Source organism: Pseudomonas sp. MWU13-3659 (genome assembly GCF_023757525.1).
GTDB lineage: Bacteria > Pseudomonadota > Gammaproteobacteria > Pseudomonadales > Pseudomonadaceae > Aquipseudomonas > Aquipseudomonas entomophila_E.
This window is the reverse complement of record NZ_JAMSHW010000012.1, coordinates 1-22,015: the sequence shown is the minus strand read 5'-3', so window position 1 is coordinate 22,015 and position 22,015 is coordinate 1. Positions and strand designations below refer to the sequence as shown.

General features: G+C 51.8%; 14 protein-coding genes, 1 other RNA gene and 1 pseudogene. 10 read left to right on the top strand and 6 right to left on the bottom strand.

Features of this window, described 5'->3' with window-relative positions:
• Positions 1–25 precede the first annotated feature (25 nt).
• The 3 genes from NGM28_RS16225 (at position 26) to NGM28_RS16215 (ending at position 2,701) form a co-directional block, all read left to right on the top strand.
• A complete protein-coding gene (locus NGM28_RS16225; RefSeq protein ID WP_252090772.1) occupies positions 26–304 on the top strand; it encodes a PA2433 domain-containing protein in 279 nt (92 codons plus the stop codon).
• A gap of 85 nt (positions 305–389) precedes the next feature.
• Positions 390–781: a transfer-messenger RNA gene (gene ssrA, locus NGM28_RS16220) on the top strand.
• Positions 782–892: 111 nt separating this feature from the next.
• The gene (locus NGM28_RS16215) at positions 893–2,701 is read left to right on the top strand and encodes a site-specific integrase (RefSeq protein WP_252090771.1); all 1,809 of its coding nucleotides are present in this window, start codon (positions 893–895) and stop codon (positions 2,699–2,701) included.
• Positions 2,702–2,731: 30 nt separating this feature from the next.
• On the opposite strand, the gene NGM28_RS16210 is transcribed toward NGM28_RS16215, so the two are convergent.
• Complete coding sequence (locus NGM28_RS16210; RefSeq protein WP_252090770.1) at positions 2,732–5,356, bottom strand: hypothetical protein; 2,625 nt, start codon at positions 5,354–5,356, stop codon at positions 2,732–2,734.
• A complete protein-coding gene (locus NGM28_RS16205) occupies positions 5,310–6,275 on the bottom strand; it encodes a hypothetical protein (RefSeq protein ID WP_252090769.1) in 966 nt (321 codons plus the stop codon). Before NGM28_RS16205 ends, NGM28_RS16210 begins: the two co-directional genes overlap by 47 nt.
• A 269-nt stretch (positions 6,276–6,544) precedes the next feature.
• Here NGM28_RS16205 and NGM28_RS16200 point away from each other — a divergent pair, with 269 nt between their 5' ends.
• The 7 genes from NGM28_RS16200 (at position 6,545) to NGM28_RS16170 (ending at position 14,417) form a co-directional block, all read left to right on the top strand.
• Positions 6,545–7,105, top strand: a complete 561-nt coding sequence (locus NGM28_RS16200; RefSeq protein ID WP_252090768.1) for a recombinase family protein — start codon at positions 6,545–6,547, stop codon at positions 7,103–7,105.
• A gap of 14 nt (positions 7,106–7,119) precedes the next feature.
• Positions 7,120–7,770 (top strand): helix-turn-helix domain-containing protein, encoded by a 651-nt coding sequence (locus NGM28_RS16195; RefSeq protein WP_252090767.1) that lies wholly within the window; start codon positions 7,120–7,122, stop codon positions 7,768–7,770.
• 114 nt (positions 7,771–7,884) lie between these two features.
• On the top strand, positions 7,885–8,859 hold the full coding sequence (locus NGM28_RS16190; RefSeq protein ID WP_252090766.1) for a hypothetical protein: 975 nt from the start codon (positions 7,885–7,887) through the stop codon (positions 8,857–8,859).
• Positions 8,860–9,396: 537 nt separating this feature from the next.
• Positions 9,397–9,624 carry a helix-turn-helix domain-containing protein gene (locus NGM28_RS16185; RefSeq protein WP_252090765.1) on the top strand — a complete coding sequence of 76 codons (228 nt, stop codon included), beginning with the start codon at positions 9,397–9,399 and terminating at the stop codon, positions 9,622–9,624.
• Positions 9,625–10,434: 810 nt separating this feature from the next.
• Positions 10,435–10,653 carry a hypothetical protein gene (locus tag NGM28_RS16180; protein WP_252090764.1) on the top strand — a complete coding sequence of 73 codons (219 nt, stop codon included), beginning with the start codon at positions 10,435–10,437 and terminating at the stop codon, positions 10,651–10,653.
• A gap of 496 nt (positions 10,654–11,149) precedes the next feature.
• Positions 11,150–11,950 carry a Hachiman antiphage defense system protein HamA gene (locus tag NGM28_RS16175; protein ID WP_252090763.1) on the top strand — a complete coding sequence of 267 codons (801 nt, stop codon included), beginning with the start codon at positions 11,150–11,152 and terminating at the stop codon, positions 11,948–11,950.
• Between the two features lies 1 nt (position 11,951).
• Positions 11,952–14,417 (top strand): DEAD/DEAH box helicase, encoded by a 2,466-nt coding sequence (locus NGM28_RS16170; protein WP_252090762.1) that lies wholly within the window; start codon positions 11,952–11,954, stop codon positions 14,415–14,417.
• 189 nt (positions 14,418–14,606) lie between these two features.
• Here NGM28_RS16170 and NGM28_RS16165 read toward each other — a convergent pair.
• The 4 genes and pseudogenes from NGM28_RS16165 to NGM28_RS16150 all read right to left on the bottom strand — a co-directional run.
• Positions 14,607–14,756, bottom strand: a pseudogene (locus tag NGM28_RS16165) (transposase domain-containing protein); the annotation flags it as partial.
• 182 nt (positions 14,757–14,938) lie between these two features.
• On the bottom strand, positions 14,939–18,172 hold the full coding sequence (locus NGM28_RS16160) for a type I restriction endonuclease subunit R (protein WP_252090761.1): 3,234 nt from the start codon (positions 18,170–18,172) through the stop codon (positions 14,939–14,941).
• On the bottom strand, positions 18,169–19,332 hold the full coding sequence (locus NGM28_RS16155) for a restriction endonuclease subunit S (RefSeq protein WP_252090760.1): 1,164 nt from the start codon (positions 19,330–19,332) through the stop codon (positions 18,169–18,171). The genes NGM28_RS16160 and NGM28_RS16155 overlap by 4 nt, the downstream gene beginning before the upstream one ends.
• Complete coding sequence (locus NGM28_RS16150; RefSeq protein WP_252090759.1) at positions 19,329–21,482, bottom strand: class I SAM-dependent DNA methyltransferase; 2,154 nt, start codon at positions 21,480–21,482, stop codon at positions 19,329–19,331. The genes NGM28_RS16155 and NGM28_RS16150 overlap by 4 nt, the downstream gene beginning before the upstream one ends.
• Between the last annotated feature and the right edge of the window lie 533 nt (positions 21,483–22,015).

The window sequence follows — 22,015 nt, the reverse complement described above, 5'->3', positions numbered from 1 at the left end:
CCAGAGGCCTAACGAGGAGACACCCATGAAAGGCACTGCGCTATCCGCCCTGTTCGCGGCCGCAACCCTGCTGGCCTCGCCCGTCTTCGCCGCCGACGACCTGTGCGCCCTGAACCTGCAGAAAATCGACGACGCCATGGCCACCGCCGGCGCCACCTCCGAAGGCCTGGACAAGGCCCTCACCGAGCACGTGGACAAAGCCAAGGCCGCCCAAGCCTCCGGCGACACCAAGGAGTGCATCGCCATCACCAGCAAGGTGCTGGAGCGCCTGGAGAAAACCGAGAAAGGCGGCAACGGCACCTGAAACGGCCCGCCTGTCGACGCAGCCCGCGCAAAGGCGTATACTCCGCCTCACGTGCCGAAAGGTACGGTCAGCTAGAGCTGAGTGTGGGGCCGATTAGGATTCGACGCCGGTAGCGAAACTCTAGGTGCATGCCGAGTTGGTAACAGAACTCGTAAATCCACTGTTGCAACTTTCTATAGTTGCCAATGACGAAAACTACGAGGGCTACGCTCTCGCTGCGTAAGCAGCTGAGCCCGCTCTCCTGGTAGCTTCGGCTCCAGCAATCATCAGGGGATGCCTGTAAACCCGAAATGATTGTCATACAGAACAGGATCGTCGTGCAGCACGTTGGGGGCGAAGCGACTAAAACTTACCCAACTCATCCAAAGCACCCTGCCCGTCGGGCGGCTGCGGATTAAATCAGTAGACACGGCTAAGCATGTAGTACCGACAGCGGAGTACTGGCGGACGGGGGTTCAAATCCCCCCGGCTCCACCACCTTCCTTACACAAGCCCCATTTATGGGGCTTTGTGCTGTCTGAACCTTGCATTTTTGCTGGTGTGCCACTGAGGTGTCACATTCCTGTGGGGCATCACTCGGTGCCTAGCATGAAACCATCCCCTACCTACCTGACGCTTAACCGTCACGGAACGTTTTACTTTCGGATCGTCATCCCGCGCCCGCTTCGAGCCTTGCTCAAGAGGCAGCGTGAGGTCCGGCGCACTTTAAAAACCGACAGTTACCGCTTGGCCCAAAAACGCGCTCGGCAGTATGCTGCCCGGTATGAGGCGGCCTTCGACAAGGTGATGAGCGTGGTGGAGCATGACGACCTAGGTTTGACTGAAAAAGATTACCAAGAGATGTTGGAGCTTTTTCCAGACTTCTCCAGCCCCAAAAATGAAAGCAAATCTGCTGAGCCGATCCTTTCAAATGATGAGATTGAGGCTCGCCAACGCCGTAGGGAAGTAGAGCGACTACTAACCGGAGCGTATGGACGCCCGATCCCAGACGAGCATGAGGCATTGGCTAACCAACTATTGGAGCTTTCTCGCCCCTACCTCGCGACTCAACTTAGGACAGTCCTACCGAAGCTGCGAGATGAATTGGTGCTGTGCAGCCTCAGATCCACTCGTAACGAAGCTAGCAATGCAGATATCTCTCAGCCCCCCCCAAAACACGACCCTTCGATGTCCAAGTGGACTCTATATCAGGTTTGGCAACATCAACTAGAGCTTGATAGAGCCGACCTCTCCTCGAATGGCGGGCAAGCGAATCACGGCGGCACCTTGGAAGAACGGGAACGTAGAGCCCGCGTCATGACGGTTCTGACGCAGCACAAACCGGTGAGCCAGTTGAGCAAACAAGATTGGCAGTCCGCCTACAATGCCGCGCGCATGATGAAAGCCGGAGCGAATGCATCGATTGAAACGCCAACGCCGCTGAGTGAGCTTCTTACAGATAACCCTCAGCAGATGGCGGGGCACGAGCGGGTAAGCGCCCTCATTGCATCCATGAAGCAGCTACAAAATCATGCCAGACACCTCGACCTGACGTCAGTGAGAGTGGATGATTTGATTATCAAGCCTGTTCAGAAGAGAGAAAGCATTCGAAGCCGTGAGGGTGTACCATTTTCGCAAGAAGATGTCGAAGCCATTTTTTCTGGTTTTATCTACCAGGGCACAGTACCAAATGGCCGGACCAAAGCGTATCCCTACTGGTTCTGGTTACCCCTAGTCGCCTACTTTACCGGTGCTCGCACGAATGAGATTGCTCAGCTTGATACGAGCGACATTGAAGATGTGCGTGGCCATCCATGCTTCAATTTTTGCGCCGATGATCCGAAGACGCCACAAGCAAAGAGGATTAAAACCGGCGAGAACCGGTACGTACCAATCCATCCATGCCTGATTGAACTAGGCTTGCTTGAGTATGTGAAGAATCAGCGCCTTGAGAAACAGAAGAAATTGTTCGGCGATGGCTTAACTTACCTGCCCTCTCGAAATGGGAGCACTGAACACAACAAGGAAGGCTGGGCTAAAGCTGCCGGAAAATTTTTCAACGAACAACCTAAGGGCTATTTAGTCTCCATTGGTGTACATCGTCCTCATGATGGTAAAAGCCTATACTCATTCAGGCATACATTGGAAACATCTTTATGTAATGCAAAACGGGATGGCAAGCGCATTGATCAGTCGACGATTGACGCAATTACAGGCCATGCTCCTGCGAGCATTGCTGAAAAGCACTATGATGGCGGCGCTACTATTGAACAAATGCTTGCTGCACTACTGCTCCTACCAGTCCCGGCCGCAGTCAAGAAAATCACAAATTATAAAGTTAATTTTGAAGCTCGATTTGGGGATATTTTAACCAAAAGTATACTTTCCCACAGGAAACGGAACGGCCAGAAAACCTGAATAACAAGGGGCTATAAAAGCCCCTTTTTCTCACCGATCATTTTCTCGTTTAATAATCCGCTCAGCCTGCCTATCATAAGAGCCTGCTAGTTCTCGCAGTGCTGCAGCAAAACGAGGGTAGCCCGCATTTTCAACGTCGTTGGCTTTGTCTCGCCATTGGCTAGCAAGTTCTCTTTCCGGGGCACCTGTCGGGTCAACCCAATGGGCTCCTCTAGAGTTGAAAACTTCCGTGCAGAACCCACTTCTGATAGCTTCTCCATCCCGGGAGTTCAGCACCCTAGCAATATCTTCAACTATCCAGAGCCCACCAGGGTCGGCCGGACAATAAAGCAGAACCTCGCCAAGCTTTACCATGGCTACGTCAAGGTGGCCTGACTCACTACATTGCTGCTTGACTGCTTCAAACCACGTATCGAACTTCCTAGAAGAGAAAGTTCTGTCAGCTTGAAGACCCGGAGGCCACTCCCAGTCGTTTAAAAGCCGCCAAGCATTAGTGGCGATCGTCTTTTCTTTCTCAGTCAGTTCATCGCCATCATTACTCTGAGAGTTTTTCGATCTAAAAATCAGACGGATAATCTCACAGAAAAAATCCGGCTGAGCCGCCAGTCTTTCCTGAAGCAATCTTGGCTTTACCTCGCTGAACTTCCCGAGCATAGGCAAGTAAGCCCATTCGACACGAAATAGGTCATCTGCATTAGTGCTAGGATCGCTTTGTAACGCCTTGATGAGCTCAGCAATATCGTGTGAATCCGTTCCACTTGACTCTCCGTCTGCGACAGCATTTAAGAGAGCGGCAACAGTCCGCCCACTTTCAAAAGGAAGTTGCTTGTGAAGTCTGGCGCTTAGACATTCTATGGCCTGCTGAGGTCGTGAAACCCTTAGCAAATTATCAACAGCTATTATCAACTCACCATCTGACTGATAGGGATTCACAGGTACGCTCTCCCAGTAACGATCTTTCAGCGCACCAAGCCATTCATCTACCAAGGTCCAAGTGGTGGAGTCAAAAGGCAGGAAAATCAAAAACTGGCATAATTCCCCAGAGCTCCAGCTACCCCTTTGATCATCAAGGCTCTTAATCCACCCCGCCCCAGCTACATGTTTTTTCGTCCAGATATAGGACCCGATGAATTTTTTATAGCTATCAGAACCGTTAATAAGATATTTCGGCAACAGGAATTTATCGACATCAGCGCCAGCAACAAGAGCTAAAACGGAGCCAACCACGCCAGGGCTCTCGATGCATTCTAAAAAACTTATAACTCCTTCAACGCCTTGCGCATCAAGTATCTCTATAAGTGCTTGCTTCCGGCGCTCTTCAAGTTTTTTGCGTTGACCTTCCCAGTCGCCGTTCTCTTCGAAAAGATCAAAATCTCTTCCCGTAAAAAGTCGGCGGTAAAAAAAGTCTTTGCTAACAGGCGCGAGTTGTCGAGCTACATCGTCAATTTCAGAAACAACTTTTTCATCCAATGACCAGTCTGCGTCAGAGAAGCGGCGATGCTTTGCTACAAACTCAGTCAATGTGCCCCAAATCTCTTGGCGCTGCTCTTCTGAGAGCCCCCGCACTGCCTCTGAAGAAAGGTGAGCCAGAACTCGCTCGAATGAAGGAGGAGGTAAGTTATCAAGATTACGAACTAGCTCCTTGAGCCTATCTAAACTATCTATGGCCATTTCCACGGCCAACTGTGCGTACGCCGTAACTTGATCTCGATATTCTTGATGACTGACCTTCGGCTCCCAATCGTCCGGCACTACCTCTCGCCACTTAGGCTTAAAAGTACCAGTTGAGGTCTGGTGTTGATTTGGTAGCAATCCCTTCAGCACTTCCCATGCTACATCTGGAAATTCAGCTTTTAATGCCTTTACTGAGACTACTCTTTTTTCCAGACTAGCCAGTGTCTGAGGAAACCACGGTAGAATCATCGTCTTCAGCGTATTAACAGGTCTATTACTATGGCTACCACCGGGATCAATGGATGCTAACTCTCCCAAAACCACGACCACGCGCATGAAATTTTCTTCGGACCAACCCAGCGCCTCTAGCGCCCAAAGTAATCCTGCTATATAGCTTCTACTACCTAATCCTTCTTTTCCTTCAGAGAACAATCTTTGAAACGGCGCCTCTGAAGAGAGCAAAGCACCCTCAACGCAGTTTAGAAACTCATTTGGAGCAGCCTCCGCCATATCAGGCAGCAGATCATTCAAGCTCCCCCAAACCCTCCAATCGGCTTGGCCCAACACCTCATGAACGACATTTACCGCAATATTCTCTGGCTTGTGTTGAGAGCAGTTAACAAGAGCAGAACTCTCGGTACCTAAAAGTGCCAAAGTCTCTGACATGCCCCGCCTCAAATCAGCCGAGTACTTGAGAGCTTTTCCAAAGAGAATTGCAGATGCACGCTCATCGCCGATCAAATCAAATCGGGGATCAACTTCAGAAAGAATCGCGACCAAACCTACTCTCAGATTTTCTAAGTGGGCATCAAAAACCCTGCCTCCTGCGCTTTTCCAGAGCCCTTTGCGATTAACAACTTTCCAGTGACCGTTACGGACCTGTATCGGATTTTCATTTTCATGAACAAGAGATCTTAGATTGGAAATCCAGACATTAAAATCCATCGACCAGCCCCCGCACCATTTCGAGATCACAATCATTACCTTCGTTCCAGCTGCCCAGTAGGGCAGCTGCAGCCAAGGAAACTAATTGCTCATGATCTTTTATTATCGCAACCGGCCTTGGGGAATGCGGGACAGCCAAAGACGAAGGTATCCCCTCAATCTTTCGTTGTTTGAACACCAACAAAAGATCTTCGGGCAAACTATCAAAATAGATAGTCCCGGCATTTTGGTTGACCGCCTGTACCTCACCTACCAATCTCGCCCAAGTAGATTCAATATTATCGGCGGAATACAGCCCTATAAGAGAATGCAATAGCGCAAGCGTCACCCCCGCCTTTATGTCGAGATCATAACCTAGCAAATGAAAACGACACAGAAACTCAAACAATTGCTCCTGATCTAACTCAACTCCATCATTCGCCGCCTTCAAATGAAACTTGAAAGCTTGTAACTTTGCCCTCTTCGTTGCACTACTAAAGTGCGCCAGCTCGACCTTTTCGAAAAATTCTTTGGCATTTTCGGCATGCCTTGCCCAATCCAGAATCGTCCTTACGTCCCCTGTGTCCGTAGCACTCAGCGGGCCTGTGATGAGTGCTATAACGTCACCCTTTCTATCAAAAAGCTCGACATTATTGAAATCACACCAAGCTGCTTGAATCACCTCACCAAATACGGCATCCCCCTCAGTTATGGTTATGGAGTGCTTTACTTGACCGAGCAACTTGTATCCTTCAGTTCCGTTCAGCCCTTGCGTGAAAACGATTAAATCATCGGTGCTGTAACCTGCAAATTTTCCTTGCAGTTTAATTTTACTGATCGGTCGGCAGGGCAAACATGGTGCATACCCACCTGTCAGCATTAATGCTAGAAAGGAGGCCTGTACGTGAGACTCGAAATGGCCACCACCCCCTCCAGTTGAAAATGGGTTACTAAGCTTCTTGGCCTTGCCAGTCATATCCACCTCAACTTGAGGGCGGAGATGCCACAAGGAGTATGTAATCCGACTTCCGTGAAAACAGGCATGAGGCCTCCTTAGGACTATTCCTTCACACCAGCTTATCAGGGGTCATCGCTCCTCACAAAAACGCCCCAAACGGGATCAGAAAACGACCGTTAGATGACACCATTCTTGCACGTCAGATCACGGTATCAACAAATACGGGTTTACACGTTGATGACACCATGACAATATGATCCCACCTTTGATGATACCGGGATCATGAGATGAGCCGCCTTTTTGGATATGGTCGGGTCAGCACGACGGAGCAGCATACGGACAACCAGCTTGTTGCCCTTAATGCGAGAGGTTTCGATATCCAACCTAACCGCTGGTTCTCAGAGCAGATCAGCGGCGGTGTCCCAGCTCTACAGCGCCCACAGTTCTCGCGTATGGCTGAACGTATGGAAAAAGGCGACTCGCTGATAGTTCTCAAACTTGATCGCTTAGGCCGTGACGTTCAAGACGTGCTTGCCACGGTTGAGCATCTCGCTGCTGAGGGCATCCATGTCCGCTCCCTCGACTTAGATGGAGTTGACCTCACCAGCGCCGCAGGCAAGCTTCAACTCACTGTGCTAGCTGCCGTGGCGGCCTTTGAACGTGATCGCATCAAAGAGCGCACGAGAGAAGGTCTCGCCCGCTCTACCAAGAAAGCAGGACGTCCCGTAGCGGTAAACACTACCAAGGCCGTACAGCAGCTCAAGCTCGAAGGCATGACGCAACTGGAAGTGACTAAGAGGCTGAATATCAGCCTTCCTACCGTCAAACGCCATTGGAATAAACCCTGAATAGGAGGTGCGAGATGCCTGGTAAGAAGAAGACACCGGATCAGGCTGCTCAGGCGGTCATACTGCGCGAGGCTGGCTTCACGCTTCCAGCAATAGCAAGCAGACTGGACATCAGTGTGAGCACAGCGCAGCGCATCCTCAAAGCTAACAAAGCGATTCCGGGGGCGTCCACGCAGGCGCTGATTGAGAAGGCCAGGGAAGAGCTACTCACATCTGCATTCTCCCTGGACGCCGTACAGCAAACAGCAGCTTCACTGGTAGTAGAAGAGCTGGCGCTGAACCAGCAAATCCGGACCAAGCTTGCAAACGCTCTTGAAGTCCTCGACTCGGCCAACCCAATTGTCTTCCGCTCGCTTGCGGCGGCATCCACTGCACTCAAGCTGACGCAGGACGTGACGCGACGAGCGCTTCCCCTCGAAAAGTTAAACCAAGCCCTCGACATTGAGGAGCTTCCAGAGCTAAAGATTCACCTAATGACTGACGCGGACGTCGCAGAGATGCGCGCACAGCAGCGGCTAGAAGAGGCCGAACACGAGGGGAACCTTGAGGGCGTTGAAGACGAGCTGGAGACATTGCGCTGGCTCGACAGCAGACGCCTCGCACAGCTACAACAGCATGAAGATGACATCATCAGTGAAGGCTCTGACCTAATCTTGCCCGGATGATGACCGGGTAAGTGTCAAACCCTTAGAACGCGGTGTAAGTATCCAATCCCCTAGTCTCATCCAGTAGATCACAATTTTGAAAATCATCCTCGGTGAGAGGCCTGAGACCCCGTTATGAGCACGAAACGCGAAGTCGCCCCATCCCCTAGCCTGGAGCAGGCCCCCCTCCCAGACGAGCTCAACAGCAGCTTAGCGGCATCTCTTTCTCATGCTGCTCATGGTACGGAGGACTTCGACCTTTCTCTGCCCCTGGCGCAAAAACCCGTAAAACCACGCCCTGTCAAAAAGCCTTCAAGCGTAGGAGCGGCGGTATATACGAAGGAATTCGCCATGCCCAAGAGGAGTATCTTAACGAACGACTCTCCTCATATCCCTGAACGAAGAATGAGAGCCAAGACTCTCCTCAATCAACCTATCCCCGGTGATACCACGCTGAATGCATGGAAGCAGGCTGACGAATACGTCAAGCTTGCAGCAGCAGCGACCCCCTTGTATTGGATGGCGGAGAAAAAGGGGTGGGAGCTCAAGACCTTCACTCTCATCCTCAACAAGGAGCTCAGCGACCGCATCGACAATGGTGACGAGACCGCACTGCATTACATCCGGGATCAGCTCACCCGACTCATTCCAAAAGCAGTGGGTACTGGCGCGGAGTTTATGTATGGCATCGAAAAAGCGCCAGCGGCCCTTGCTGATGAGTCCAGCCGCAGACGCTGGCACCTGCATGGGTTGATCATCGGTCCAGCCGGATTCTCCGCTACGGGGAAGACACCTCTTCGAACGGCCCTACAAGCCATCAAAGGAGAGGCAGATTCTGACCTGATGTTCCAGGCGCCTGGTGAACAGATTGAGCGAGACCCACGACACTCAGCGATTCGCTGGAGCGTCTACTCTGTCAAAAACGGATTGTCACTCAAGATCAGCCCAGCATTAGCTGGCGCTTACGAACTGCCGCCAGGAAAACAGACATTTATTTCCGCTCGGTTGAGACGAGAGGCGAAACGATGGCATGAAGGTCGGCTTGCCGGAATGACATTTCAGGATCTGTTACATCGGGCTCCGGCAGACCTGTACCAGCCGGCTCGGTAACAAACTCAATGGAAACTCCCTCAGCGTGAGAGCGGGAGTCACTTCAAAATGAAGTCGTCCAGAGCCCGGATGTCTCGCTTAGCGTCACCAACCTGCCACTCACAAGCGCGCCTCTGACGCTCAATATCTTCATCTGTAGGTGACGGGATGCTCTTAATCCCTAGCCGCCCTATCACCTCTCCCTGGCGCTCGATCTGACGAATCAATGCACGCGCCTTAGTCGGGTCCACTCCGGGGTAAACGCTGAGCGCGTCCCTGAGTGATGTCAGGTACTCAGCACGCAAATCCTGTCGGTCGCATTCAATCAGTCCCCCCAAATTCTGCCCCGAGCGTTCAACGATATCCGAGACTGATTTTTTGGCCGCCGCTGATGGGGCGGCCTGGGTAACGTGCGAAAAAAATGCACACCCTACGATGGATAAAAATACTGCTGGAAATCTGCGCATCCGAATCCCTTCATCGAACTCTACCCGGAACGGGCGTGAGCGCTAACTCTAGTATGTAGAACCATGGTATGCAACGAACGACATTGGGCGCATGCCTATACCACCCAGCCAATGTCAGCTCGTCAAAGTTTTCGCTGCAAACGTGAGACGCAGACGTATGGAGCTTGGTATCTCTCAGGAAGAGCTGGCAGAGCGAGCGGGCGTTCACCGCACCTACATCGGCATGCTGGAGCGCAGCGAGAAAAACGCAACGCTTTACAGCATTGAGCGGCTCGCTTCAGCGCTGGAGGTTCCACCTTCAGATCTTCTGATTGGATAGTCTCAGCAATCTCTTCCCCCTGTCGGCAGCCCTTCAGACCATCTGCTTGTTCATTTACGGACGGCGGTTCAACTCCCTATCTCGCATTTTTTCATGCGCTTTCTTGTGGTACAGGGGCTGAGCACGTATGGTCAGCTTTCTACCATCACTTGACTCCACTAGGGTGTGACACTGCCGTTAGGACATCAGGGCTTAAGGCTTGGATTTCAGGAATTTAGGTGAAGTCGTATGGAGAGGTTTCCCATCCCCCCGGCTCCACCAAATCCGAAGAAGAAGACGCCCTCGGGCGTCTTTTTTTGTGCCTGGGATCTGATAAATGCACCGCTTCCAAGATGGCCAATCCATCCATTCCAGTGGCGTAGGCAAATTCCCGCAACGTTCATTGCCTTTTCCCAGCGCTCCTAAGCTTGCATAAGCAGACCCTAAGGAATAAATTCCCTCCGTCGCCGAAGCATAGGCGACGCGACCTTGGCCGGTCGGAATCGAAAGGCGCAGCAGCGCCCAGTCTTCATCGCAGGCGCTTTTTTTGTGCCCGCGATGTCGCGTCATGGCGGTGGTGCGCGGGACACCTTCGGGTGTGCCGGGCCCCTTTCGTCCCGGTCGGCCAACCCGCGTACTGCTGCCACCTAAACTTGCTTGGCCGCGAGCGGTGGCAGTTCCACAACGAAAGGAACGCATGCATGACCACCAAGATTCTGAGGATCCTCGCATCCGCTCTCCGCCGCCCAACACCTGCGGCCACCCCATCACCAACCTTTTACCCGATCGACAGTCAGTCCCTCGCCACCCGCACAAATCGGGAGGTGGCTCATGACTGACCATGAACGCCTGTCTTCCATCCAGAGCTACGTCTGGACCCTGGAACTGCTCGGTGAGGCGCTGGTTCAGCATGACGAGGTGCTGGAGTGCGAGCACAACCCGCAGTTGAGCTTTCGCAACACGGCGGGAATTCACCAGGCGATCCGGATCATCAGTCGGTTGGCCAGTGAGCAGTTCGGGAAGCTGGAACCGATGAAGGGGGAGGATTGAGCTGAAGTAAGCCTGGGAGAGTTGCCGATACGGTGATGGTGTTCGGGCTCACTGCTGAATCTACCCTTCACACATCCCGCCCAAGGTCTTAAGCCGTCTGGTCCATCTCGGACGTACCGATCCCTTGGGCGTTTTGCTATCTGGTGGAATGACAAGGGTGATGAGGTTTATTACGGAAGCCTTGTCATCGATGAAATTGGAAGCGGCGACTCCATCTTCTATCGGTGACAAGCACTACTTCAATCACTGTATATAAATACAGAGGTGAATGATCGCCGACTATCTTCATCAAAAATTTTTAATCTTGTTTACCATCGTCGACTGATCACGCTAATTTGTATGGATGCAGGCACAGTGCCGCTATTGGGGTGCCCAAATAGCACTCACATGCGCGCACCGATGCTCACCTGGTGCCTACCCTTAATCAGGGCGGGATCATTGATTGTGCGCAGCGACCGCATGAAAACTCTGCGGTTTCGTACTTGTGGGAAGTGTTATGGATGGCGTGAGCTTCAAGCAGGTAGACCAGTATGCTCTGTGTTGTGTTGAAGACTTTTCTGATGAGCTCAAGCTCGCGCTGAGGGAGAACCTCACGCGAATCTGTCACGGTGCCGACCAGGCTAGCAAGGACAGGGCAATCTACAAGTACCCTGCGACGATCAGGCATTTCTGGAACGAGCGCTACTGCAAAAAGCCCTGGGAAACCCGGATCGGCATGCTGGGCGAGCTTCTGTCGCACGTCATCATTCTGAAGCTTTTCCCCGATTTCGACGTCGTCTCGCCGTTCTTCAACATGGAAGAAAAGAGCATTCGGAAGGGCTTCGATCTCCTTCTGTATGAGACCTCAACCAACAACGTCTGGATCACCGAGGTCAAATCGGGTGGTCGAGGGGCTGACAAGACTTCTTGCTCGGCCACCAGTGCGCTACTGCGCCTGGCTCGGGATGATCTCAAGAAGCGCTTGGCTGAGCCGGAGCTCAACCATTGGCTCAACGCGATCAACGCCGCGAAAAACGCCATCCACAACAAATCCAACTACCGGGACTCCGTCATTGAGATCTTGGAGCTGGAAGGCGATTTAGCTGAAGAAGATGGGGCGACTGCTTCGGACAACAATGTGTTTCTGATCTCTGCCCTGTTCAGCGATGTGTCCCAGGCCATCGCCGAGAAAACCGTATCTAATTTCACCACGAAGCTGGTGGCGGAGGCGGTTTTCAAGACGGTGTGGGTACTATCCCTGCACAAGGGCACTATGGAAAAGCTGGAAGAGTTCTTGAAGCAGGAGGCGGAGCAGTAGCATGGAAGAGTTGACCATCAGGAAGCTGGGCAACACTAAGTTTAAGGATCTGTATTTCCAACTCCTCAAGGGAGACGAGCTGGGTAACACGCAGACCGTAAAACTACTGGCCATCGCCGTGCTGCTCCTTAACCACAAAACCCCCGAAATTCGGCGTCTTGGCTACCGCATCATCCTGTTTTATGGGAACGCTACGGGTCAGTACCAAGCGCTGTACGATGTGGCGCTCGACAGTGGCCTACATCCTGTCTCAGCGGTTATCAGCAGCTATTTTTCCGAAAACGACCACCGCAGCGAGTCGTTTATCCGAAACATCGTGGGCAGCTACGTCGATACCTTTCGTGATCAGGGCATCGTGCTCACCGAGCAACAGGACGCCCTGAGAACATTTGTGCAGTCGGAGTACCGTAAGTCGTCAGTCGTGGTTGCTCCGACCAGCTATGGCAAATCTGAGCTCATCATCCAATCGGTGAGAGAGAATCCGGGGCAGCGGGTGCTTATCCTCGTCCCCTCGAAGGCCCTGCTTGCCCAGACGAAGAAGCGGTTGATCTACGCGGACATCGAGGGCTTGGGCAAGGTGGTCACCCACCCCGAGATGTATTCGGTTGAGCGGAATAACAGGGCATTTGTCCTAACCCAGGAACGGCTCAACAGGCTCTTGAACGAGAACGCCGGACTGACCTTCGACATGGTCTTCGTCGACGAGGCCCACAACCTGCTGCAGAGCGACCGCCGAAGTGAGCTCCTGGCGGCTATGCTGTGCATTTTAGGGGCTCGTAACCCGGAGACGTCATTCAAGTTCCTGACCCCCTTCCTGTGCGATGAACTCAACGTCCGTGTGCGCTTCCTAGACATGATCCCGAGCGGGTTCAAAATCGACGAGTACATCAAATCTGAGCGCTTCTACATTAAGGATTTCAGGGCTGGGAGAGGCCGGACAAAGCTCAAGCTCTATGACCATTTCCTAAATGACTGGATGGAGTTTGACCGGAGGTATGCCAACTGCTTCGAACTCATCAAAGGCGAAGCGCTGTCCAAAAACATCGTTTATGGCAACAGGAAGAAAAGCATTGAGTCATTCGCGGTAGAGCTGGCAGCAGTGTTACCGCCCGTGAACTGCCCGCTTATACAGACGGCCTGTGACGAACTCGAAGAGCTTTTTGACCGACGCTACAAACTGATCGGCTGCCTGCGTAAAGGGGTGATGTACCACCATGGTTCGATCCCAGACACCATCCGCCTGTACCTAGAGAACCTGTTCAGCAGCTCCAAGCAGATGAGGTTTCTGGTCTGCAACTCCACGCTTCTGGAAGGGGTGAACCTGCCGATCGAGCGACTCTTCGTCTTTGATTATTTCAAAGGGAAGAAAACGCTGACGCCATCTCAATTCAAGAATCTAATTGGGCGCGTTAACCGATTCAGTGAGGTCTTTGCGCCTGGTGCTGAGGCTGCGTTAAGAAAGCTGGAGTCCAGCATCTACCTGTTGGGCGTGGATGGCTACACCCGCAACAATGCGGCGCTTGAGACCTTCTATGATAAATCGGTCAACGTCTCCAAAGTAGTCAAGGACACGGTTAGCAACGTTCTGCTTGAAGCCACTAAGATCATCGAAGGAAAGGTGTCAGTTCTCTACGACGACGCCGTGGCTCGTCTTGAGAATTTGCATCCTGGCGTGGTTAAAGACCGAGAGTGTCGGTATGTGACCACTCAGGTGGGCAAGCTACTCATCGCGAACAGCGTCAGTGAAATTGATGTATTCGCAGAAGAAGAGGCGATTGAACGGAAGATCAAGCGGGCCATCGAGGCAAACGGCGTTATCAATACCGTTGAAAGGCTGATGCTTGCCATCTCCAAATCGTTCGTTGATCACTTCGATAACAGCCGGGAGTACAGCGACCTCGTACGTCTCAAGCAAGAGCCTGCTCGGAATTTTTACGCCATGATCTTGGATTGGAAGCTGAAGAAACTCAGCGTCAAGCAGACGATCCGGCAGACTCTCGCGTACTGGAAAAAACTGGTGGAGACGAGCCATAGCGATCACGTGTTCGTCGGGAAATGGGGAGATACCAAGTACCGTGACAGCAAGTACGAGAATTGGGTAAGGATCTCCCAGAAGGATGACGCCGAGCGAATTAACCTGGCGATCGTCCGTCTCAAGGATGAGGACGATTTCTTCGACAACAAGATCTTCAAGTTCGTCGAGGTTCTGAATGGAGTAGGTGCACTGGACCCTGGTTTCTACAAGCTCATCAAATACGGCACTGCAGATGAAACCAAGATCAAGCTCATCCGGGATGGCTACAGCCATGGTTTAGCGGATCTGATGCTCGAACGCTACCCCGAAACCGTGCGTGCGACGCTAGCCGGTGACATCGAAGTGAGTCCTCGCCTGGTCAACATGATGATCAATAACGATGAAAGCGATCTGTTGATATTTGAAGCCAAGATGAACCTTAAACCAGCCTAATTGTGACCATAACCGGAAATTTGAGAAGGGCCAAATCAAAATTTGGCCCTTCCACAATCCAAGTCAGCTCCCCATTATGAGTGATTGGCGAGAACGCCCACTAAACTTCAGCATTAAGAACGATCGTACTGGGGTATTTTGCGAGCGCGATAGCCCTTATCTCCAGGATTCCCATGCGCTCTAACCAAATTAATACCCTGCGTAAGCGTACGGGAAATACAGCTTGTGCAGGTCAGCTAGCCAATGATGCAGCAGCAGTTGTTCGACCCTACTAGCCTTCTGCGTCAGCAACCGCGCCAGTACATACTTGATGTAGGCATACAGGTCATGCCCGTTCATGATAAGTGCCCGGTGAACACGACTACCGAACTCCAGCATTAAGGCCATGTTGTCCACCTATTAAGTGGACAACATGGCATTCGGCGGCAGGCTCGGGAAGGCGAGTTTGGCAGACGCTTACATATCTCATTGCCGGCAAAAGCAATGTAGCGGCTGGCGCTACAGCTTACGTTTCGCAATTATCAGTACGCGTATATAGGTGATGGCACTGTCGGGTAAGTCCGGTACACATGACGAAAAATACTTTCGGTGAGCGCCTTGATGTCATCCTCGCTGTAGTCGTCAACCGGAAGCCCTGTGCTGTCGTCGTACAGGAAATCAAAGATCTTCTGCTTCACGGCATCGCGCGTACTTTCCTTCTCTCGCCAATTCTCGACCCTAAGCCGTTCAGCTTTCAGGTTCTCCAGTAGCTCGGAGGCAACTTTCTTGATTTTTGTCCTATCGCCTCTGGTGAGAGGCTTTGAGAGTAGGTCGAACAACGCGAGAGTCTCCTCATCCAGCCCTTCCTCCATGGCGCGGCGTTCTTCCGCACTCAGCTCATCGACGAGCTTCAGCAGCGCCTCAAAAGTCTTTTCGATGGTGAGCCGATCTTTTTCGAGATTGTATACATCGACCAGCTTGTCGTAGTGGGCCTGGAGGTCGGTGCGCAGCGGATTCTTCATCAGCAGGATATTCAGACGTTTTTCGATGACGTCTTTTAACCCCTGTACGGCGGTGTGCTTGGCCGGAGATTTGGCAAACTCCAGACGCAGCCGCTCGAAATCAATCTTGCTGATGTCATAAACCCCAGCACCCTCGCCTGCAGAAGCACAGGTATGTATCGTTTCATCAACGATCCCGTGGAGCTGGCGAATGATGTCGCTGATGTCTGCGGCCTCGCGGTCGGCCTGCAAGCTCTTGTAGATGATATTGATGGCATCCCTGGCGTCGCGCTGCCCATTCACGCCGGGTACGTTGATGCAGGCTTTGAATTTCTTGAAGACCTCGCGCGCCATAATCTCGAAGCGCTTGCGAGTCTGGTCGTTTTCGTTGACGGCTTCCTTGGCTTCGACAATGGCTGCGTTTCGTGCAAAGCCAGTCTTCTCGATGATGTCTTCCAGGCGGAAACCTTGAATCTGCAGGAAGTCGCGCACAAAGCCAATGGCCTCGATGAGCTCTGCGAGAAGATCTTCCTTCGGCAAGGTAGGGTCGAGTTCGCCATCTTCGTCGCCATGCCCCTCATCCCCACGTCCAGCAAAGGTGGAGAGAGCCTGGCGGAGGTTTTTGAGGATGCCGCAATAGTCGACAATCAGGCCGTTGTTCTTGCCTTCAGCGACACGATTCGCGCGCGCAATAGCCTGCATGAGCGTATGGGCCTGCAGAGGCTTGTCGAGATAAAGCGTGGAGAGGGTTGGTACGTCAAAACCAGTCAGCCACATGGCACAAACGATAGCCACGCGGAACGGGTGCTCTGACTTCTTGAAAGCGCTCTCAAGGTCGAGGCGTTTTCCGTCGCCAAGCAGGAAGCCTTCTTTCATCAGGCGGCGATGCGGAGTGATATCGAGGTCCCATTTGCGGAACTTGTCCACCTCGCCTTGCTCTTCACTCACCACAACGGCGATCTGCGCTTCACGCATCCAGTCGATCTGGCGACGACGCAAGATGTCATCCTGCTCGTCAAGCGCGTTCGGTAGATCCTTTTCCAGCTGGGCGATGTGCTCTTGCCAATAGTCATCTATCAGCTTGTGCATCCGCACGCAGGTGATCTTGTCGATGCAAACCAGCATGGCCTTGCCGGTTTCCCAGCCATTGGCGTAATGCCTGACAAAATCCTGTGCAACCTGTTCGAGGCGGCTGGTACTGGTGATGATGTGGTAGTCGCGCTTTAGCTCGCGCTCCAGACGCTGCTGAACGTCGATATCATCGATCTCCAGCTCTTCAAGCTTGGCGGCGATCTTCTCGTTCAGGCCCTTCGGATCGGCAACACTATGTTCATCGCCACCCTCATCCACGAAACGCAATTGCTCGCCGCGCGCATCGTAATAGAGCGGTACGGTGGCGTTGTCCTCCACCGCCCGCTGGAAGTCATAGGTGGAGATGTATTCACCGAAAACCTTTTTGGTGATTTCGTCATCCTTGAACAGGGGTGTGCCGGTGAAGCCGATGAAGCTGGCACCGGGCATAGCGTTGCGCATGTTCAGGGAGAGCGTGCCGTACTGGGTACGGTGTGCTTCGTCAGTAATGACGATGATGTCGTCCCGCTCCGAGTAAGGTTTTTCGGGATCGACCTTCTTGTTGAATTTCTGGATCAGCGAGAAGACGAAAGCTTTGTGCTGACCCAGCAACTCCTGCAAATGCTCACCACTGGTGGCGCGGCAAGGATCGCGGTCGTTATCCACAACCCCGCATCCGCCGAAGGTTTTGTAGATCTGGGTATCCAGGTCATCGCGGTCGGTCAGGACAACAAAGGTGTAGTTGCCACCCAGCTTGCGATGGACCTTACGGGCGAAAAACACGATTGAATAGGACTTGCCGGAGCCTTGAGTGTGCCAGAAGACACCAAGCTTTCCTGCAAGGGCTTTCCGATCCTTCACTGCTCCGATGGCCCGATTAACGCCCAGAAACTGGTGGTTCCGGGCAACGATCTTGACCAGCTTCCCCGAGCTTTCATCGAAGAGGATGTAGTTCTCGAAGATGTCCATCAGGTTCGCTTTGGAGCATGTGCCTTTCAGCAGCGTCTCCATGTCCACGACGCCGGGACTGTCCTCATGCAGGCGCTTCCAGTCGTTGAAGTGCTCAAACTTGCTGGAGACCGAGCCGACCTTGGCATCCACGCCATTGCCCAGAACGATGAAGGCATTGTGGTGGAAGAGATGCGGGATGGTGTCTTTGTAGTCCGCAAAGTTCTTCTCGTAGGCTGCCTTGATGTCCTTGTGGACATTCTTGAGCTCCATGAACACGAGTGGGATACCATTCACGAAGCAGACGATATCGGCGCGGCGGCGATACAGGTCGCCTTTGACCCAAAGCTCCCGCACGACAAGGAAGTGGTTCTTGGATGAGTCATCGAAGTCGAAAAGGCGAAGGCGCTTTTTGACGCGCTCGCCCTTCTCATTGCGGAAGCTCACCTCAACACCGTTCTTGTGAAGATTATCCTTCTCGCGATTGGTCGCCAGCAGCACGGAGCTGCTGCTGTACTCATTCACAATACGCAGGGCGTCTTCATAGGCCTCCATCGGGAGGCCGGGATTAAGGTCAATGAGCTTCTGTCCAAGGTAGCGGTTTAACACCACCTCGGTTTCACTGGTGCGACCGAGGGTGCCTTCCTTGCCCAAAACCTCCTGCATGGCGTAGATCGACTCATCCCACTGCAGGTCATGCAGCAGGTAATTGGCAGTCGTCTCCTGCGCCAGGTGATCCTCGGTCATTGCGTTCATACAGCGATGTCTCCATTCATCAGTCGAGGTAAAAGCAAATCACGTGCGGCTACAAGCTTAGTATTTAGCTCTTCTAACTTTTCAATCTGGGCGCGGATTGGTTGAACTTCATTCAAAAAGCTTTCCAGGATGGATGAAGATGGGATTAAAATAGTCCTACCGTAAGCCACATCCCTATTTAAGCCAGGAACAGCAACGTCTGTATTTATGAACTGGACATACTGCAGCGCATAATACAAATACAAATCACACTCCTCTTTAGAGATAAAGTAGACAGTATCAATAGGCCAGTAATCCTTTGTACTCCAATGTATAGACCCTACATTGCCTTTCCGACCGACTATGATCCCTGGACCAGCGACAAGAGACTTACTGTGAGTTCCAACTACACCACTTGAACCATATACGGGAAATTCCCCCTCAACTCTATCGTTAGACTTTAAAGCCTTCCCGTAGTTAAGAGTCAAAATCTCACCAATTTTTTTTATGCTCCAACCAGCAGGAGCACCATCGGTTATCTTTACATGCTCATGCCCTGGAAACCTAAGATGTACAAACCATTCTTTATACAAAACCCTGGCAGTATCATCGAGCAACTTTATACGGCGATAATTGTTAGCTATAAAGTCATCGTAAGTTTTTATGAATCCAACCAGCTCTTTTTGCTCTTCGATACCCCTGTAAAATATTTTTAGTTTTCGTTGCGCAGTAATCCCGATGTATGGCCTTGTTGATTGCTGAGCTAAAGAGGCCATGACTTTTCGAAACCCGCTCTCTCGAAAGCAATACATCAAGTATTGATTATCTAGCAAATCTGGATTTACTCGATAATAGGTTACCTGCGGGGTAAGCATGACATAGGGCGAGACTTCTGGCACTATTGCTGTATTTCCAATAGTACCCTTATGCGTCAATAAAACATCACCTGATTTTGAGAACCCAATCCTCAGCTTTTCAGCAAGCCCTTCTGGTATTTTTGCCGTCGCAAGCGGATTTAAGATCCCTCTATTCAAGTCATTAGCCATCACAAAAGAAATCCCCTCATCCACATAGTCGGATGCCTTGGGATGTTTCTCCCCGTGATTTCCATCTTGAATCGCCAAGATTGCTTCAGCCTTTAACAACTCGCCAATCTCTATAAGGCCGGGCTGCAGACTCATATCCCCAACTCCTCAATATTTCTAGAGATTTGGGCAGCTAAAATTGCGGCTTCTTCATTGAGGCCTTTTAACTCTGTATGAATATCCCTTAATGTCTCCTCGAAATCGAATTCTTCATCAACTTCCTCCGGAGCCACTTCAACATAAACAGCAGGATTCAAAGCCCAGTTCGCCGATTCAATTTCTTCTATCGAAACTAGTTTAACCAGACCCTTGACATCACATAGTTCGCCATTTGGAAAGCGTGACAACAGCCAATGTGCTTGCTTGTAGAAATAGCGAACCAGCTTAAGTTGGTCCACTGCAGTTTTTCTCGCCTCGTCTGTAGCCTTCTTTAGGCTAGTACGACGAGTACCGTGTATACTAGCGTAATCCCAATGTTCACTATTTCTTGCCGCGTGCTCGTTCTCACAAAGCTCAATTAGCCGCGCGCTTAACTTGTAAGCATGATCAATCAGCTTGACCAAATCACGACCATTCTCCGCAAGATCTTTGAGACAGATGTCGCTCTCAGTGAAATCGGTCAAATCTTCTGCTGTGTCATACGGATGACGTCCCCACCACTCATGGAGGTCATTTTTCAGGACTCGGAAGTCAGACCAATCAGCATCAATTTGCTCAATAGCTTTCAGCAGCTCAGCATGGAGCGCGACGTGCAACTCTTCAGGATCAGCGCCCTTCTCTAACTGCTCCAAAAACGGACGCATAGCCGCGTAAAGACTTTTAAGTGCAGCAATAAAATCAGGCACCGGCTCTGCCAGCAGGCTCTCTGATTTTTCACAGGCACACGCCTCCAGCAGAGCGCTATCAATATAGCTCTGCACGAGCTCAATAAAGCGATCGGTTTGCCCCCGGTATAGCCAAACTATAGAAGTCAGATTTTTAAGCTGCTCAGGGCTAAAGTCATAAATCTTTCGCGTGACCTTGCGATAGACATTGCGCGCATCAACCATCAACACTTTGTCCTGATGCGCTTTGGGTTTGTCCTTGTTAAGGAACCAAAGCTGACAAGGCACAGGGCGTGTGTAGAAGAAGTTGCCACGAATGTCGATCATGGCATCGACATGGCCAGATTTCACTAGTTGTTCACGGACCTTGGCATCTTCCCGGCCCGCACCCGAAGCTTGTGAGGACATGACAAAGCCAGCGCGGCCTTTGTTATTCAGGTAGCTGTAGAAGTACTGAATCCAGAGGTAATTTGCGTTGGGAACCTTCTTGGTTTTGTTGATGCCTGGGATGCCAAACGGCAGGCGAGGATCATTCTTGATTTTCTCAGCGTCTACCTCATCTACGTTGAAGGGCGGATTCGCCATGACGTAATCAACGTTACCCCAGAGGTTTTCATGGGGATCGTTGTAGTAGGTTATGGCCTGCTCGCCGCCCACCACATTGCCTTCGAGACCATGAACCGCGAGGTTCATTTTGCACAGGCGGGTGGTTACCCGGTTCTTCTCATGTCCGTAGAAGGTGAGTTTATTCGGGTCATCCTTGTGGACTTCCAAGAAGTGGGCGCTCTGCACGAACATGCCGCCGGAGCCGCAGGCAGGGTCGAAGACGATACCGTGATCCGGCTCCAGCACGTTGGTGATGAGCTGCACCAAAGACACAGGGGTGAAGAATTCACCGCCGTCATGAGCCCCTTGGTCGGCAAACTCAGTCAGGAAGTACTCGTAAATCCGACCAAATATATCGCCGGTAGCCTTCTTCAGCTCGCCCGGGTTTAGGGTACGCAGGAGCTGACCCAGAACGTCGTTGGGGATGCTGCGATATTCGTTCTTGGGCAACTGGCCCGCTAGATTGGCGTAATCCTTCTCGATGGATTCCATCGCCTTGATGATGGCCTCAGCACGATCATCGGCATCGGTGAGCGCTACCAAGGCGTCAAATTCAGCCTTGGGGTTCAGGTAGATCGCACCTTTCTGTGAGAAATCTTCTTTAGTAAGGTCGCGGGTCTTGCCGCCCCGGCTGGGCAGGGTTGTGACAATCTCATCCTTCACAGCCAGGAAGCGGCTGTAGGCGTGGCGCAGGAAAATCAGGCCCATCACGGGCAAAAAGTATTCGTTACTGGCCAGTTCAGAGTTGCCACGGAGGGTGTCTGCTGCCTTCCAAAGCCGTCTTTCAATCGCCTCGATGTTCTCTAGCTGAGCCAAGTCTCTATCCTTTTGATTTTTCGGGGTTACGAGGACTGTTCATGGCGCTCCGGTCGGGTCGTTCCGCTCACCTGGAACGCCTAGCCTCTATCAACCGCTTATTCTAGATTTTTATCGTATGCATTGGTAGTCGGCAATATCTTTAATTATCAGCTAGTTAAGCGAATATGGCAGACGTTTTCGGCATTCAGAGCGCCCTTAACGATGACTGCGAGTTTGTACGATTCAGAGCCTCACTTGAGTACGGCTTTGGTCTGATGGATTCGCCACAGACTCGCCACAGCTTTGGAACCGACCTAACCACGCTGTCAATACGCTGCTGAAAAGCAACAATCCGATTGGAAAAATCTATCACGCCACGAAAGTCAGAACTCGGATGGGAGTCAGTATCCAAAGAGGTGCTATGCGCAAAGTCAGCAATGGGCTGGTATGTGGACAACGAAGCTTTCCACGCTCACGTGAAGCACAGGTCGTGAAATTAAAATAATGTGCTAGGTCGATCCCTTGTTTAGAGTTCGGGATTAGGTATTCCA

Excerpts from the sequence above, each read along its gene's own strand:
- NGM28_RS16225 (WP_252090772.1), top strand. The coding sequence starts at position 26 with ATGAAAGGCACTGCGCTATCCGCCCTGTTCGCGGCCGCAACCCTGCTG.
- NGM28_RS16215 (WP_252090771.1), top strand. The coding sequence starts at position 893 with ATGAAACCATCCCCTACCTACCTGACGCTTAACCGTCACGGAACGTTT.
- NGM28_RS16210 (WP_252090770.1), bottom strand. The coding sequence starts at position 5,356 with ATGATTGTGATCTCGAAATGGTGCGGGGGCTGGTCGATGGATTTTAAT.
- NGM28_RS16205 (WP_252090769.1), bottom strand. The coding sequence starts at position 6,275 with ATGACTGGCAAGGCCAAGAAGCTTAGTAACCCATTTTCAACTGGAGGG.
- NGM28_RS16200 (WP_252090768.1), top strand. The coding sequence starts at position 6,545 with ATGAGCCGCCTTTTTGGATATGGTCGGGTCAGCACGACGGAGCAGCAT.
- NGM28_RS16195 (WP_252090767.1), top strand. The coding sequence starts at position 7,120 with ATGCCTGGTAAGAAGAAGACACCGGATCAGGCTGCTCAGGCGGTCATA.
- NGM28_RS16190 (WP_252090766.1), top strand. The coding sequence starts at position 7,885 with ATGAGCACGAAACGCGAAGTCGCCCCATCCCCTAGCCTGGAGCAGGCC.
- NGM28_RS16185 (WP_252090765.1), top strand. The coding sequence starts at position 9,397 with ATGCCTATACCACCCAGCCAATGTCAGCTCGTCAAAGTTTTCGCTGCA.
- NGM28_RS16180 (WP_252090764.1), top strand. The coding sequence starts at position 10,435 with ATGACTGACCATGAACGCCTGTCTTCCATCCAGAGCTACGTCTGGACC.
- NGM28_RS16175 (WP_252090763.1), top strand. The coding sequence starts at position 11,150 with ATGGATGGCGTGAGCTTCAAGCAGGTAGACCAGTATGCTCTGTGTTGT.
- NGM28_RS16170 (WP_252090762.1), top strand. The coding sequence starts at position 11,952 with ATGGAAGAGTTGACCATCAGGAAGCTGGGCAACACTAAGTTTAAGGAT.
- NGM28_RS16160 (WP_252090761.1), bottom strand. The coding sequence starts at position 18,172 with ATGAACGCAATGACCGAGGATCACCTGGCGCAGGAGACGACTGCCAAT.
- NGM28_RS16155 (WP_252090760.1), bottom strand. The coding sequence starts at position 19,332 with ATGAGTCTGCAGCCCGGCCTTATAGAGATTGGCGAGTTGTTAAAGGCT.